Source organism: Paraburkholderia sp. MM5496-R1, from assembly GCF_050436205.1.
GTDB lineage: Bacteria > Pseudomonadota > Gammaproteobacteria > Burkholderiales > Burkholderiaceae > Paraburkholderia > Paraburkholderia tuberum.
Genome location: NZ_JBNDLT010000003.1, coordinates 717,841 through 733,531 on the forward strand (window position 1 = coordinate 717,841; position 15,691 = coordinate 733,531).

Here is a 15,691-nt window from a genome sequence, read left to right on the forward strand (position 1 = left end):
AATTGCAAGCAGGACATGGGGATGATGCAAAACGATATGACACGATCTCAGGCGCTCAATGAAGCGCTGGAGCAGCCGAATGGCGCGCGTTTTTATCGCTGCGCTCTTCAGGTTAACCCGTTTGCTTACCACGGTCGCCATGCCAAGCGGTCCGCGTTTCAAAACGAGGCGGACTATAACGCCGCGATCATCGAGGCTTGTCATAACAATGGCATCGAAGCGATTGCCATCACTGATCACTACCGCGTTAGTGATTCCTTTGGCCTAATCAATGCGGTTCGGGCGGCTGGCATTTTCGCGTTTGGCGGCTTCGAGGCGGCAACCAGTGATGGCGTTCATTTTCTATGCCTCTATGATCCTGACAAAGACAATCTCCTGGAACGTTTTATTGGCAAAATGGTGGGCGTGCGCGATCACGCAGCGCTCTCACCACTAGGCGACAAGAACTGCCTTGATCTACTGGCCTGCGTACACCATCAGGGTGGCATCGCAATCGCCGCCCACGTCGCCGCAGACAACGGCCTGTTGGCTACCCTTGAGGGGCAGCCGCGCATGAATGCGTGGAAATCCGCTGATCTCTACGCCTGCGCCCTGCCTGGAGCAGTTGACGACGCTCCGCAAAACGTGCGCGCCATCTTGGAGAACAAGGATGCGGCGCATAGGCGAGAACGACGCGTCGCCATTATCAATGCATCCGATGTGAACAGCCCAGAGGAATTGGCTGAGCCACGATCAAGCTGCTTTATCAAAATGTCGGCTCTGTCGGTAGAGGGCCTACGTCAAGCGTTTCTCGATCCAGACTCTCGGATACGCCTGCACAGCGCTCCCCACCCCGAGCCCCATGCCGAGTTCATCGCCATGACTTGGGAAGGCGGATTCCTTGACGGAACGCGCCTGCATTTCAACGGCAACCTGAATGTGCTGGTGGGGGGGCGGGGCACGGGGAAATCGACGGTCATCGAGAGTCTTCGCTACGCCCTTGCCATCGATCCCATTGGAGAAGAGGCAAACAAGGCCCACCAAGGCGTTCTGAAGCACGTCCTGAAAAGCGGTACCAAGATCTCGTTGCTCGTGCGGTCACATCATCCCGCCAGGCATGATTACACGATCGAGCGGACGATACCCAACCCGCCTGTGGTCAAGGACGAGCTTGGTAACGTTCTAAACCTGTCGCCTCTTGATGTGGCACCGGGCGTTGAGATATTCGGCCAACACGAAATCTCTGAACTAACCAAGAGCCGACAGAAGCTTACGCTCCTGTTGGAGCGATTTGTCGAGCGTGATCCGAATGCCGGCGCCCAAAAAGCGAAATTGCGCCTGGAACTCGAACGGTCACGCGGCCGGATCGATGATGTGCAACGGGAAATCAAGCTGATCGAGGAGCGCCTTAGCCTTTTGCCGAGCCTGGAAGAAACGCAAAAGCGATTTCAGGACGCTGGTTTGGAAGAGCGATTGAAGGAGAAGAGTCTCCTAGTACGGGAGGAGCGAATTTTGGGGACCATCAAAGAAAGGCTGTCTCCAGTTTCGACGTTGCGCGAGGAACTGGCCGGACTTCTGCCGATCGATACTGCTTTCCTATCCGCCAAGGCGTTGGAAGGCCTCCCGAACCGTGAGATGCTGCTAGAGGGTGCAGCGATTCTCGACCAAGTGACCGCGCAACTTCAAACGATTGCCGGACAGATCGAACAGGCGCTTTCCACCTCCGATATTAACCTGTCGGCCTTGCGTAGCCGTTGGGACGAACGCAAGCAAACAGCAGAAGCCACTTACCAAGCCCTCTTGCGCGAACTTCAGAAGTCCAAGATTGACGGCGAGGAGTTCATCCGTCTGCGCCGGCAGATCGAGGAATTAAGGCCGCTTCGGGAAAAAAAGGAAGCGCTCACTCGTGACTTGGTCGCGTACGAGCAGAATCGGCGCAACTTGCTCGATGAGTGGGTCAACCTTCAGTCCGCCGAGTATCGCGCCTTGGAGAAGGCCGCCAAGCGTGTCTCCAAAAAGCTGTGTGGCCGGGTGCGGGCCGCGGTTACGATGGGCGGCAATCGTGAGCCGCTAGAAAAGCTTTTGCGTGATGAAATTGGCGGAAATCTTGCAGCACTGCTGGAACGCTTAAAAAGCCGCGATACCCTGTCGCTGTTGGACTTCGCGCAACGCTGCCGTGAGGGTAAAGATTCGCTCGTCAGTAACTACAGCATTCCGCCCGCCGCTGCTGAGCGCCTTGCCCAGGCAGGGCCTGATATTTTCATGCGGCTGGAAGAACTGGAGTTGCCCGCGACTACCAAGATGGAGCTAAACACCTCCTCCGAAGGCGGCCCGGAAACGTGGCAAACGATTGAGGCCCTCTCGACCGGCCAAAAGGCAACGGCCGTTCTCCTGCTTCTGCTGTTGGAGTCGGAAGCCCCTCTCGTCGTAGATCAGCCCGAGGACGATCTCGACAATCGCTTCATCACGGAAGGCGTTGTGCCGACAATGAAGGACGAAAAGCGTAAGCGACAATTCGTCTTTTCGACGCACAATGCCAATATCCCAGTGCTTGGCGACGCCGAGCTAATTATCGGCCTTTCGACCGGCGTTCAAAATGAGGCTGTTCAAGGGCGCATCAACGAACGGCACGTGGGCTCGATTGATATGGCGCCCGTGCGCGAGATGGTGGAAGAAATCCTTGAAGGCGGTAAGGCCGCTTTTGAGATGCGCCGCCAGAAATATGGATTTTAGATATGACCATGACCCACACCGAATTGCTTGAAATCATCCGCAATGGCGAAAGCTCAGGCGTCGAATTCAAGCGTGACGATATTCAAAACCATGACTTGGCGAAAGAACTCGTCGCCTTCTCCAACCTTGAGGGCGGGATCGTCTTGTTGGGGGTTGAGGATGACGGAAGCATCAGCGGCATCACGCGGCAACGCCTAGAAGAGTGGGTTATGACAGCCTGCCGAGACAAAATACGACCAGGGCTGATTCCGTTCTACGAGCAGATCAAAGACGTTGAGCCGGGAAAGGACGTTGCGATTGTGCGTGTTTCACGCGGATTTGATGTTCATACTCTTTGGCACAACAACAGGAATGCGTATTTTATTCGAGTTGGAACCCAGAGTCGCGAGCCAACTCCGGAGGAACTCGGCCGGCTTTTTCAGCAGCGTGGCAGCTTCCGTGCCGAACTGCGACCCGTATCCGGCGCAACCTTGGACGATTTGGACATGCGGCGTCTATCGAATTATTTCGTATACGTGAGAGGGCAAGATGCGCCGGATATCAATGATGAATCTGCGTGGGAGACCTTACTCTTTAATACGGAAATCATGGTCGAGGACGGTATTACTGTTTCTGGCGTTCTTCTGTTCGGCCGGACACCAAATCGATTCCTGCCACAAGCCGGCATCGATGCCGTCGCTTATCCGGGCGTAGAAAAAGACTACGCGGCCCGTGAAAGAGCTGCTTTGCGGGGACCTATATCTCCTTTGCTAAACAATGCCGACGAGATCGTTGATGCCGGTCTTGTGGAGCAAGCCATTGCATTCGTCCAACGCAATACGCCGATTGGCGGGCAACTCGAGGAAGGCGGCGCGCGGCGCGAAAGCCGCCCGACCTATCCCGTCGAGGCTGTTCGCGAGGCGATCGTTAACGCCCTGGTGCATCGAGACTATTTGCTTTCCAGCACCGATATTGAGCTTTCGATCTATGAGGATCGGCTAGAAGTCACTTCTCCCGGCCGCTTGCCTAACGGCATTACACCCGCACGAATGCTTACTGGCTGCCGCGCCGCGCGAAATCAACTTCTCAAAGACATTATGCGCGACTACGGATACCTTGAACATTCCGGCATGGGTGTTCCGCGCAAAATTGTGAAATGTATGCGAGAACACAATGGGACCGAACCAGAACTGATCGAGGATGGAGAACGTTTCACTGTTCGACTTCTCCGGTAATCCGGGCGGCCGGTGAGTGATCCATTCTGTCATAGTGGAATGCAATGATGAGCATGGTATTTTTAGTGATACGGGATGTGGATGTATGTGCAATAGCAAGCGAGTAGCAGTGAGCCAAAAATTGGACAAGATTCGGATAGCGTTATGGCGCGCTCAATATGAGGTCGGACAGGGGTGTTCATCTTGAGCGCGCGCCTAACACCGGGACAGCAACTGGGACCGATTAACGCCCCGATCAACTTCATGGGGCAATCGACAGCTATACTTTGCGGTCATTGCCAAAGCCCGAATCCGAACGACGCTTCCGGGTCGTTCACGGTCCTCCGTCGTCGCCGGTAACGGTTGTCGGTGTAGCGAACAACAATTACGAGGACCAAGGGCAGCGTAACGCGAAGACTCTGATGCAGATCCTCGGCGGCGACGCAATTCAGCCTTGAACGCCAGCAGGCAGCAGTCGGCCAACTGCGGTCAGTCACCGTCACTGGCTGGATTGCCGACAATCGGCTCGCCAGCAATGCAGGTGACATCGCCTCTCTTCACCGCCCAAGCTAGGCTTGCACCAACAGCGCGGGCATCCCACCTCCAATATCTCCGAAGTCCGCCTCGGAAAATATTAGCCTTCTTGCAGACGAGACAATGACACTCCCTTCCCGCATTCCTCTTGTTCAAGCTCCGATGGTCGGTTCTCTGAGCCCCCTTGCAATTGCGGTCAGCCAGGCAGGTGGCCTAGGTTCGCTTGCTTGTGCAGCGCTCACTCCTGCGCAGCTACGCGAACAGATCGGCGCAATTCGCGCGGAAACGTCAGCTCCGTTCAATGTGAATTTCTTCTGTCACGTCTCGCCGAGCCTGGATGAGGAAGCTGAAGCGATATGGCTCGAATTACTCGCCCCCTATTACAGGGAAGTCGGCCTTGATTTGTCCGCTGCCCAAAGAGGACCGGGCAGAGCGCCTTTCAATGAGTCCATGTGCGATGTAATCGAAGAGACCAGGCCACCTGTGATCAGCTTCCACTTCGGGCTGCCCGACGAGGGCCTGCTTGCGCGGGTGAGATGCACCGGTGCGATGATTGTGTCTTCCGCGACGACGGTCGACGAGGCGCGCTGGCTTGAGAGTCGCGGTGTCGACGCCATCATCGCGCAGGGCGCAGAGGCCGGCGGCCATCGGGGCATGTTCCTCACCACCGATATCACTGCGCAACCTGGCTTATTTGCGCTTTTACCGCAGATCGTGGACGCGGTGAGCGTACCTGTTATCGCAGCGGGCGCGATTGCCGACGGAAGGGGGATTGCAGCAGCCTTTGCTCTTGGCGCGAGTGCCGTGCAGTTGGGAACGGCCTACTTGATGACGCCTCAGGCTGGCAGGTCCGGCGTTCACCGCGCAGCCTTGCGTGCCGCGCGTGACGACATGACACGGCTGACTAATCTTTACACGGGTCGGCCGGCACGTGGATTGATGACCCGCTTCATGCGCGAACAAGGACCGATGAGCGCGGTCGCACCGACATTTCCGCTGGCAACCGGTGCCGTGGATCCGCTTCGCGTCGCGTTCGAGAAAAGTGGATACAGCGATTTTTCGCTTCTCTGGGCGGGCGAAGCGGCAGCATTGGCGCGCGAGGAGGATGCCGGGCTTTTAACACAGCGGCTCTGGGAGGAAGCGCTGAAATGCGCGTCCGGTCTTCGTTTGTAGGAGAGTGTGAGCCAGAGGCGCCAGGATCCGGGCATACGCGTGCAGACGCCGTTCACAGCGCTTTCGTCCGGCGCCACACAGGTTCTAAAGACAACGCGTCTTGTTCAACTGTGGGTACGATCCGGACCGGTCCTATCCGCTTTTCTCTGCGGCCGCAACGAGATGCCGGTCCGTGGAGACTGTGTGACCTTGGTAGACACCCGGTAGCCTAGCAGCTGTCGACGTGATCCTCGTGAATGTCTGTGATCGAGAAAGCTGAGGGTGTACTGTGGGTCGCTATGTAAAGCTTTGCATAGCGACCCCTATGTATAGATCTCAACTATGTATAGTTTGCTGGCTTCGAATTCGCGTAATGTAGGCGCAGCGCGGCTGGTGGCAGGCCGGTCAGCGATCTTCTAGACATAGTTTTGGTATCGGAGTCCAGTGGTGGTTCCACTTCAGGAGACCGTCATGGGAAACGTCCGACTGCCTCAACGCAGCTTCAGCAACTGGCTCGACGTGGGGCCCTTGGCGCCTCATGTCGATGCGTTCGTGCAATATCTGGCGGACCGTGGTTACGCCAAGAACAGTTTTGCCACTTACGTGCGCAGCATCGATCATTTTGCGCAATGGATTCATCGCCGTCGTGTGGATGTTTGTCGCATCGACGAATCAGTGCTCGCCGAGTTTCTGAACGAGCACCTTCCGTCCTGCCGTTGCGACGGTGTCGTTCAACGCCATCGACCCAGTCTGAGCGCTGCACTAGGGCATCTGCTGGTAGTGCTACGCGCTCGAGGAGTGATCACCCCACCGGTCGTGAGCAAAGCGCCGGTAAGCGAAGAACTACGCCAGTACGACGAGTACATGGATCATGTTCGTGGCCTCGCTCCCAAGACCCGGGAGTCGGCACTACGCATCGTAGGTCGGTTCCTGACCTCGCGGTTCGGCGACTACGTCATCGACATCCCGATGGTCAGGCCTGAGCACGTGCGCCGCTTCTTCGCCCAAGAGGCAAAGCTCTACAGCAAGCCGGCGAGTGCCGGCGCAGTGGTGGCCGCGCTGCGCGGCTACTTCCGCTACCGCGCGTCACTCGGCGATCTTGTACATGGGCTCATCGGCGCGCTCTCGTATCCTGCCAACTGGCAATTGGCTTCGCTGCCCAAGACCCTGACGACCGAAGAAGTCGAGCGGCTGATCGGGTCTCTCGGCCAAGCCGGCCGCTGCCCGATGCGGCGTACCGCCATCGTACGATGTGCCCTTGATCTTGGGCTTCGCAGCGGTGAAGTTGCGCGGCTCGGCCTTGATGACATCGACTGGCGCGCCGGTACGATCACACTCCGGCACACCAAGGGGCGTCGGGAAGACGTACTGCCGCTGCCATCGACCACCGGCGCAGCGATTGCCGCGTACCTGAAGGATGAACGTCCCAAGACCCGCAATCGCGCTGTCTTCGTACGTCACGTCGCCCCACGCGGCGAGCCCGCAGGCCCCGATCTCGTGCGCAAGACGATTCGCCAGGCCTACGCTCGCGCTGGGCTGCCATACACAGGCTCACACCTGCTTCGCCACACCATGGCAAACCGACTGCTGGCAAGCGGCTCCTCCCTCAAGGAGGTGGCCGACGTGCTGCGCCATCGGTCCCTGAACACGACACTAATCTACGCCAAGCTCGACAGCCGTAAATTGGTCGAGGTGGCGCTGCCGTGGCCGGGGAGCCCATCATGAGCGCCGTCCTCTCTCTGCACGCGTACGTTGAGCGCTACCTTACTGAGCGCCGCGGCCTCGGGTTTGGTCTACGCAGCCCGGCTTATGCCTTACGCAGCTTCGCACGGCACGTTCAGTCCATCGGTCACCGCGGACCGTTGACTGTGGAGGTCATGGCCGATTGGGCGCGACGCGACAGCCATGGCAGCAGCGACCCGCACACGTGGGCGAGACGACTCAAACAGTTGCGCTCGTTCATGCGCTGGCTGCAACAGTTCGAGCCGCGTACCGAGGTTCCCGACGATGCGATCTTCGGTCGCCTGCCGGAGCGACAGGCACCGCATATCTATAGCGAGAGCGAGATCGTTGATCTGCTGGCTGCCGCTCGACAGCTTGGGCCGGCCCCGGGCTTGCGCGGAATCATCTTCGAGACACTGTTCGGACTGGTCGCCAGCACGGGGCTGCGAATCTCAGAAGCGCTGGCGCTGCGCATCGAGGATGTCGACCTCACGCGCGGCATGCTCACCATCCACCAGACCAAGTTCGGCAAGTCGCGGCAGGTACCTATGCACCCCACCACGATCGAAACCCTGCGTCGCTATCGGTTGACGCGTGACCTGTCTGGCGAGTCCGTGCAGGAGGACGCACCGTTCTTCGTCGGCACGCGCGGTCAACGCCGGGGACTGCCGCTGGGCGAGCGCCAGGTACATCGCGTCTTCAAAGGGCTACGCGAGAACCTGAACTGGCGCAACCGCGGGACCCATCACGCCCCGCGTATCCACGATCTGCGGCACACCTTCGTCGTGCACCGCATCATGCGATGGCACACGCAGGGTGTTGATATCGATCAGGCGATGCTATCGCTGTCGACCTACGTCGGGCACGCCATGGTGACCAACACGTATTGGTACCTCTCGGCGGTTCCGGAGTTGATGGGTTTGGCTGCAGAGCGATTCGAGTCGTTCATGCCCCAGGTGGAGGTGCCCGATGCGTAATGCCGTCGCACCCAAGCCGCCTTCATTCGCTTCGCTCGTGCAGCAGTTCTTTACCGAATACCTGGTCACACAGCGCGCGCTCAGCTCGCGCACGGTAGCGTGTTACCGCGACGCCCTGGTGCTGTTTCTGGACTTCGCCGGGCGCAAGCTGGGCAAGGAGCCGACCGCGATGCAACTCGTGGACATCCAGCCCGATCTGATCCTGGCATTCCTGGATCATCTGGAGCGCGAGCGGAACAACTCGGTTCGCAGCCGCAATCTGCGGCTGACCGGGCTGCGCGCATTCCTGAAGTTTGCCGGCCGACGCGATGTCGCCTCGCTACATGTTGTAGAGCGAGCCTTGGCGGTGCCGATGAAGCGCTTCGAACGCCCGATGCTGGGTTTCCTCACTCGCGAAGAGATGGTGGCAGTCCTGGGGCAACCCGGACCGACCTGGTCCTCGCAGCGCGACCATCTACTCATGGCGATGCTCTACAACACCGGCGCTCGTGTGTCCGAGATTATCGGCGTGCGCGTGAGCGATGTCGTACTCGACGGAGCGGCTTGCGTGCACCTGCAGGGCAAGGGTCGCAAACAACGATCGGTACCGCTGTGGAAGACGACTGTGCAGGAAATCCGCGCATGGCTGCGCCTCAACCCACAACTGCGAACTGAAGCAGCCTTGCTTCCTAATCGCGACGGGCGCGCGATGACTCGCTGTAATGTTGGGCAACGCTTGGATCTTGCCGTCGCCCGCGCCGCGACCAGCCTGCTGAGCCTTGCCAACAAGCAGGTTTCACCGCATACGTTGCGTCACACCACGGCGATGCACCTGCTGCAATCGGGCGTGCCCTTCAACGTGATCGCACTCTGGCTCGGACATGAGAGCACCAATACCACTCACCGCTACGTTGAGGCAGACCTCGCCATCAAGGAGAAGGCACTCGCTCGGCTGGAAGCTCCCGCGACCAAGATGCGGCGATTTCGTGCGCCGGATTCGCTCATCCGCTTCTTACAGACGCTATAACTATGTAAAGATCCGTCGGCCCCTCAAGCCCTGCGGAACAGGGGCCGATACCCGCCTTCGAGCCAACCTATACATAGTTGAGATCTATACATAGGGGTCGGTTTCTGCCGATAGTCGTCAAGCAGAGGTCGGCCAAGATCGTTCACCGGTTCACGACCAGCGCTCCTTCGCTCGTGCTACGATCGCGGAGCCTAACTGAAGTAACGAAAGCAGGCCTTGATCCGCCCCACGGTTAACCGTATAAACCTCTATTCGAACAATGCACGCAGCTGCCTGGCCTCCCTCGAAAATGCACTGAAAGCCTGTGTCGATGCGGTAATTGCATCGACGCTGGCGTTCGTCCCGGGCCTGTGAACAACAGTCCGGTGATGTCGCTCGAATCGAATTTCTTGCCTCTAGATTCGTGCGATTGCATTTTCATGAGACCACAACATGCGTATTTTCAATACGATGGCGGCTCGCGCCATCCCGCTCGTTCCTCGTGCACTGATCCGTAAGATTTCTCGCCGCTACATTGCCGGCGAAACGCTAGTCGACGCCCTCGCGCGCATCCACGCGCTCGACGCAAAAGGCTTCCGAACAACCATCGACGTCCTGGGCGAGACTGCGTCCTCTTTGGATCAGGCAGAGTCGATGACTGGCGATTATCTCGATCTCGTTCAGGCGCTCGGTGCGGAAAATATGCGCACCGAGTTGTCGATAAAGTTGACCGCGCTGGGGCTGCATCTCGACGAAAACGCGTGCCTGGCGCGTGTCTCGAAGATTTTGCGGGCGGCGGCGCCGCACGGAATCAGCGCGTGCATCGACATGGAGGACGTCAGTTGCACCCAGAAAACGCTCGACGCTTTCTGCAGGCTCGAAGCCGAGGGGTATCCAGTTGGTATCGCACTACAGGCATATTTGACGCGGACGAACACGGACATTGTCTCGCTGCAGGCACGCAAGAGCGCAATGCGCATTTGCAAGGGAATTTATGCAGAGGCAAACGAGCATCTCGTTGACGGCGCATCGAGAGACCGTGCTGCGATCAATACCCACTTCGTTCGGCACGTTTCGAGCGCAATACAGGCGGGGGCATTCGTAGGTATTGCAACGCACGATGCTCAATTGATAGATGCGCTGATCGATTGGCTGCAACGCGAGCGGATTGACAGGTCACGATTCGAGTTCCAGATGCTACTAGGGGTATGCGAACCGCTGCGCGACGCTCTGCTTGCGCAAGGTTTCAACGTGCGCGTCTATGTGCCATACGGTCATGACTGGTATGGCTACAGCACCCGGCGAATCAAGGAGAATCCGCGCATTGCGGGATATATCGTGGCGACGATGATAGGTAGCGCTCGAGCGGGGTGGTAGTTTCGGCAGAGCGAGCGGAGCGGGACCGACCAAATCGTTGATCCCGCTTCGATGTTAATCGAGGATGACCGTAAAGCCCCGGCCCGCCGCTAGCGCGGTCTATGTTTCGAACGGCCACTTTCGATAAGTCCGGACGGCCGTTGTGGGGTCGTTCACTGCCCTCCGTCGTCGCCGGTAACGGTTGTCGGTGTAGAGAACAACAATTACGAGGACCAAGGGCAGCGTAACGCGAAGACTCTGATGCAGATCCTCGGCGGCGACGCAATCCAGCCTTCAACGCCAGCAGGCAGCAGTCGGCCAGGAACGGACGGTCGACGCCCTCGGTAAGATCGCTGACAATTTACGACCTGCGTCTGCCGAAAGAAGGAGTCGACCGATAACTCATCCGGCATCACGCTTCAATTGTCTAGAAATCCCTCTTCACTCAGGACGCGCTGGACCGTTGACCTATCCCTGACACGTTCGTACCAAGCCTGCAGGTGACGGTGCAAACTGAAATCAACGTTCGCGTTGTACACGGACTGCATCCATGTAGCCTTACCCCAGCCCGTTAGCGCGAACAAATAGGCGTCGGCGATGGTGAAAACGTCTCCCATTAGAAACTGCTTGCCAGCGAGTTGCTGATTAATCCACTCGTACCTGCTTTCGAGCTTTGGCCTAGCGGTATCGACCCATCTGCCCGCCGCGACAGCATAGAGCAATGGGATGAAGCCTTTATGAACTTCAGAAGTCAGAAAATTGAGCCATTCAAGCATTTGGTAGCGTTCTCTCGTGCCGTGGGCGGGTGCCAATCCCGACTCGGGGCGCTGATCGGCAAGATACTGCGCGATGACAGGTCCTTCACGCAAAAACGTACCATCGTCTAGCTGCAAGAGCGGTACGTATCCCAGTTCGGCAAGATCGTAGTAGCTAGTTCCGTCATCCAATAAATGATTGCGGGCATTGACCTTGATGATTTCCGTATTCAACCCGGTTTCCTGCAAGACGATGCAAATCGCTTGTGAGCAACTACCGGGTGCGTGATATAGCTTCATGCGTTTTTCCTCATGACCGAAAACATGTACCGCCACGTTTGTGGGGTGGAAACTAATATCGCCCATCGAGGATAAAAAGAGAAGAAGGCAGAATTTTGTGGTATAGGTACAAAATATATACTTAAGCGGGAAAAAGCAATGAAGATAAGCGCAACAGGGTGTTCAGTTGAAGAGGCAATGCGCTTGCTGGGTGGTCGCTGGCGCCTGCTGCTGGTGTCATATTTGCTGAATGGGCCAAAGCGGTTCAACGATCTGCGCAGGGATGTCCCGGGAATATCGCAGCGCATGTTGACGCTTGATTTGCGTGCACTCGAACAGGTCGGCCTTGTCCAACGGACAGTGTTCGCCGAAGTGCCGGTAAAGGTGGAGTACCAACTCACCGAGGATGGGCAGCGGCTAAAGCCTGTCGTCGACGTCATGCGCGACTTTGGACTTTGGCTTAAGACCCGCCCTGAACTGGAACCTGAAAGTCCAGCGCTCGAATCTCTCGAGGAGACACAAGCAGTTGCGCCTCCGAACAGTACTTGATTTCCGAACGTCCGTTGTTGGCAGAGGCGAGGGGCTGCTCAGGGTCGCTATGCAAAGCTTTACATAGCGACCCCTATGTATAGATCTCAACTATGTATAGGTTGGCTCGAAGGCGGGTATCGGCCCCTGTTCCGCAGGGCTTGAGGGGCCGACGGATCTTTACATAGTTATAGCGTCTGTAAGAAGCGGATGAGCGAATCCGGCGCACGAAATCGCCGCATCTTGGTCGCGGGAGCTTCCAGCCGAGCGAGTGCCTTCTCCTTGATGGCGAGGTCTGCCTCAACGTAGCGGTGAGTGGTATTGGTGCTCTCATGTCCGAGCCAGAGTGCGATCACGTTGAAGGGCACGCCCGATTGCAGCAGGTGCATCGCCGTGGTGTGACGCAACGTATGCGGTGAAACCTGCTTGTTGGCAAGGCTCAGCAGGCTGGTCGCGGCGCGGGCGACGGCAAGATCCAAGCGTTGCCCAACATTACAGCGAGTCATCGCGCGCCCGTCGCGATTAGGAAGCAAGGCTGCTTCAGTTCGCAGTTGTGGGTTGAGGCGCAGCCATGCGCGGATTTCCTGCACAGTCGTCTTCCACAGCGGTACCGATCGTTGTTTGCGACCCTTGCCCTGCAGGTGCACGCAAGCCGCTCCGTCGAGTACGACATCGCTCACGCGCACGCCGATAATCTCGGACACACGAGCGCCGGTGTTGTAGAGCATCGCCATGAGTAGATGGTCGCGCTGCGAGGACCAGGTCGGTCCGGGTTGCCCCAGGACTGCCACCATCTCTTCGCGAGTGAGGAAACCCAGCATCGGGCGTTCGAAGCGCTTCATCGGCACCGCCAAGGCTCGCTCTACAACATGTAGCGAGGCGACATCGCGTCGGCCGGCAAACTTCAGGAATGCGCGCAGCCCGGTCAGCCGCAGATTGCGGCTGCGAACCGAGTTGTTCCGCTCGCGCTCCAGATGATCCAGGAATGCCAGGATCAGATCGGGCTGGATGTCCACGAGTTGCATCGCGGTCGGCTCCTTGCCCAGCTTGCGCCCGGCGAAGTCCAGAAACAGCACCAGGGCGTCGCGGTAACACGCTACCGTGCGCGAGCTGAGCGCGCGCTGTGTGACCAGGTATTCGGTAAAGAACTGCTGCACGAGCGAAGCGAATGAAGGCGGCTTGGGTGCGACGGCATTACGCATCGGGCACCTCCACCTGGGGCATGAACGACTCGAATCGCTCTGCAGCCAAACCCATCAACTCCGGAACCGCCGAGAGGTACCAATACGTGTTGGTCACCATGGCGTGCCCGACGTAGGTCGACAGCGATAGCATCGCCTGATCGATATCAACACCCTGCGTGTGCCATCGCATGATGCGGTGCACGACGAAGGTGTGCCGCAGATCGTGGATACGCGGGGCGTGATGGGTCCCGCGGTTGCGCCAGTTCAGGTTCTCGCGTAGCCCTTTGAAGACGCGATGTACCTGGCGCTCGCCCAGCGGCAGTCCCCGGCGTTGACCGCGCGTGCCGACGAAGAACGGTGCGTCCTCCTGCACGGACTCGCCAGACAGGTCACGCGTCAACCGATAGCGACGCAGGGTTTCGATCGTGGTGGGGTGCATAGGTACCTGCCGCGACTTGCCGAACTTGGTCTGGTGGATGGTGAGCATGCCGCGCGTGAGGTCGACATCCTCGATGCGCAGCGCCAGCGCTTCTGAGATTCGCAGCCCCGTGCTGGCGACCAGTCCGAACAGTGTCTCGAAGATGATTCCGCGCAAGCCCGGGGCCGGCCCAAGCTGTCGAGCGGCAGCCAGCAGATCAACGATCTCGCTCTCGCTATAGATATGCGGTGCCTGTCGCTCCGGCAGGCGACCGAAGATCGCATCGTCGGGAACCTCGGTACGCGGCTCGAACTGTTGCAGCCAGCGCATGAACGAGCGCAACTGTTTGAGTCGTCTCGCCCACGTGTGCGGGTCGCTGCTGCCATGGCTGTCGCGTCGCGCCCAATCGGCCATGACCTCCACAGTCAACGGTCCGCGGTGACCGATGGACTGAACGTGCCGTGCGAAGCTGCGTAAGGCATAAGCCGGGCTGCGTAGACCAAACCCGAGGCCGCGGCGCTCAGTAAGGTAGCGCTCAACGTACGCGTGCAGAGAGAGGACGGCGCTCATGATGGGCTCCCCGGCCACGGCAGCGCCACCTCGACCAATTTACGGCTGTCGAGCTTGGCGTAGATTAGTGTCGTGTTCAGGGACCGATGGCGCAGCACGTCGGCCACCTCCTTGAGGGAGGAGCCGCTTGCCAGCAGTCGGTTTGCCATGGTGTGGCGAAGCAGGTGTGAGCCTGTGTATGGCAGCCCAGCGCGAGCGTAGGCCTGGCGAATCGTCTTGCGCACGAGATCGGGGCCTGCGGGCTCGCCGCGTGGGGCGACGTGACGTACGAAGACAGCGCGATTGCGGGTCTTGGGACGTTCATCCTTCAGGTACGCGGCAATCGCTGCGCCGGTGGTCGATGGCAGCGGCAGTACGTCTTCCCGACGCCCCTTGGTGTGCCGGAGTGTGATCGTACCGGCGCGCCAGTCGATGTCATCAAGGCCGAGCCGCGCAACTTCACCGCTGCGAAGCCCAAGATCAAGGGCACATCGTACGATGGCGGTACGCCGCATCGGGCAGCGGCCGGCTTGGCCGAGAGACCCGATCAGCCGCTCGACTTCTTCGGTCGTCAGGGTCTTGGGCAGCGAAGCCAATTGCCAGTTGGCAGGATACGAGAGCGCGCCGATGAGCCCATGTACAAGATCGCCGAGTGACGCGCGGTAGCGGAAGTAGCCGCGCAGCGCGGCCACCACTGCGCCGGCACTCGCCGGCTTGCTGTAGAGCTTTGCCTCTTGGGCGAAGAAGCGGCGCACGTGCTCAGGCCTGACCATCGGGATGTCGATGACGTAGTCGCCGAACCGCGAGGTCAGGAACCGACCTACGATGCGTAGTGCCGACTCCCGGGTCTTGGGAGCGAGGCCACGAACATGATCCATGTACTCGTCGTACTGGCGTAGTTCTTCGCTTACCGGCGCTTTGCTCACGACCGGTGGGGTGATCACTCCTCGAGCGCGTAGCACTACCAGCAGATGCCCTAGTGCAGCGCTCAGACTGGGTCGATGGCGTTGAACGACACCGTCGCAACGGCAGGACGGAAGGTGCTCGTTCAGAAACTCGGCGAGCACTGATTCGTCGATGCGACAAACATCCACACGACGGCGATGAATCCATTGCGCAAAATGATCGATGCTGCGCACGTAAGTGGCAAAACTGTTCTTGGCGTAACCACGGTCCGCCAGATATTGCACGAACGCATCGACATGAGGCGCCAAGGGCCCCACGTCGAGCCAGTTGCTGAAGCTGCGTTGAGGCAGTCGGACGTTTCCCATGACGGTCTCCTGAAGTGGAACCACCACTGGACTCCGATACCAAAACTATGTCTAGAAGATCGCTGACCGGCCTGCC

The 15,691-nt window shown here is 58.8% G+C and carries 12 protein-coding genes; 8 read left to right on the plus strand and 4 right to left on the minus strand.

The window, feature by feature from the left end; translation table 11 throughout:
• Positions 1 to 21: 21 nt before the first annotated feature.
• The 7 genes from OKW38_RS29565 (at position 22) to OKW38_RS29595 (ending at position 10,652) form a co-directional block, all read left to right on the plus strand.
• Positions 22 to 2,712: a TrlF family AAA-like ATPase gene (locus tag OKW38_RS29565; RefSeq protein WP_429364437.1), complete on the plus strand. Its 2,691-nt coding sequence runs from the start codon at positions 22 to 24 to the stop codon at positions 2,710 to 2,712.
• A 2-nt stretch (positions 2,713 to 2,714) separates the two neighbouring features.
• On the plus strand, positions 2,715 to 3,926 hold the full coding sequence (locus OKW38_RS29570) for an ATP-binding protein (RefSeq protein ID WP_429364439.1): 1,212 nt from the start codon (positions 2,715 to 2,717) through the stop codon (positions 3,924 to 3,926).
• Positions 3,927 to 4,562: 636 nt separating this feature from the next.
• The gene (locus OKW38_RS29575; RefSeq protein ID WP_429364441.1) at positions 4,563 to 5,612 is read left to right on the plus strand and encodes an NAD(P)H-dependent flavin oxidoreductase; all 1,050 of its coding nucleotides are present in this window, start codon (positions 4,563 to 4,565) and stop codon (positions 5,610 to 5,612) included.
• Positions 5,613 to 6,062: 450 nt separating this feature from the next.
• Positions 6,063 to 7,316 (plus strand): site-specific integrase, encoded by a 1,254-nt coding sequence (locus OKW38_RS29580; protein ID WP_429359805.1) that lies wholly within the window; start codon positions 6,063 to 6,065, stop codon positions 7,314 to 7,316.
• Positions 7,313 to 8,290, plus strand: coding sequence for a tyrosine-type recombinase/integrase (locus OKW38_RS29585; RefSeq protein WP_429359807.1), 978 nt, complete (start codon positions 7,313 to 7,315; stop codon positions 8,288 to 8,290). The genes OKW38_RS29580 and OKW38_RS29585 overlap by 4 nt, the downstream gene beginning before the upstream one ends.
• On the plus strand, positions 8,283 to 9,296 hold the full coding sequence (locus tag OKW38_RS29590; RefSeq protein WP_429359809.1) for a tyrosine-type recombinase/integrase: 1,014 nt from the start codon (positions 8,283 to 8,285) through the stop codon (positions 9,294 to 9,296). The genes OKW38_RS29585 and OKW38_RS29590 overlap by 8 nt, the downstream gene beginning before the upstream one ends.
• Before the next feature lie 432 nt (positions 9,297 to 9,728).
• Positions 9,729 to 10,652, plus strand: a complete 924-nt coding sequence (locus tag OKW38_RS29595; RefSeq protein ID WP_429364443.1) for a proline dehydrogenase family protein — start codon at positions 9,729 to 9,731, stop codon at positions 10,650 to 10,652.
• Positions 10,653 to 11,050: 398 nt separating this feature from the next.
• Here OKW38_RS29595 and OKW38_RS29600 read toward each other — a convergent pair whose 3' ends face one another.
• Positions 11,051 to 11,686 (minus strand): glutathione binding-like protein, encoded by a 636-nt coding sequence (locus tag OKW38_RS29600; protein ID WP_429364445.1) that lies wholly within the window; start codon positions 11,684 to 11,686, stop codon positions 11,051 to 11,053.
• Positions 11,687 to 11,824: 138 nt separating this feature from the next.
• Here OKW38_RS29600 and OKW38_RS29605 point away from each other — a divergent pair, with 138 nt between their 5' ends.
• Entirely contained in the window at positions 11,825 to 12,214 is a 390-nt protein-coding gene (locus OKW38_RS29605) for a winged helix-turn-helix transcriptional regulator (RefSeq protein ID WP_429333362.1), read from the plus strand.
• Between the two features lie 167 nt (positions 12,215 to 12,381).
• Here the strand turns inward: OKW38_RS29605 and OKW38_RS29610 are convergent, their stop codons facing one another.
• Genes OKW38_RS29610 through OKW38_RS29620 form a run of 3 tightly spaced genes read right to left on the minus strand, consistent with a single transcriptional unit; the run spans position 12,382 to position 15,615 of the window.
• Positions 12,382 to 13,395: a tyrosine-type recombinase/integrase gene (locus OKW38_RS29610; protein WP_429359809.1), complete on the minus strand. Its 1,014-nt coding sequence runs from the start codon at positions 13,393 to 13,395 to the stop codon at positions 12,382 to 12,384.
• Positions 13,388 to 14,365 (minus strand): tyrosine-type recombinase/integrase, encoded by a 978-nt coding sequence (locus tag OKW38_RS29615; RefSeq protein ID WP_429359807.1) that lies wholly within the window; start codon positions 14,363 to 14,365, stop codon positions 13,388 to 13,390. Before OKW38_RS29615 ends, OKW38_RS29610 begins: the two co-directional genes overlap by 8 nt.
• Positions 14,362 to 15,615, minus strand: a complete 1,254-nt coding sequence (locus OKW38_RS29620) for a site-specific integrase (RefSeq protein WP_429359805.1) — start codon at positions 15,613 to 15,615, stop codon at positions 14,362 to 14,364. Before OKW38_RS29620 ends, OKW38_RS29615 begins: the two co-directional genes overlap by 4 nt.
• Positions 15,616 to 15,691: the final 76 nt, after the last annotated feature.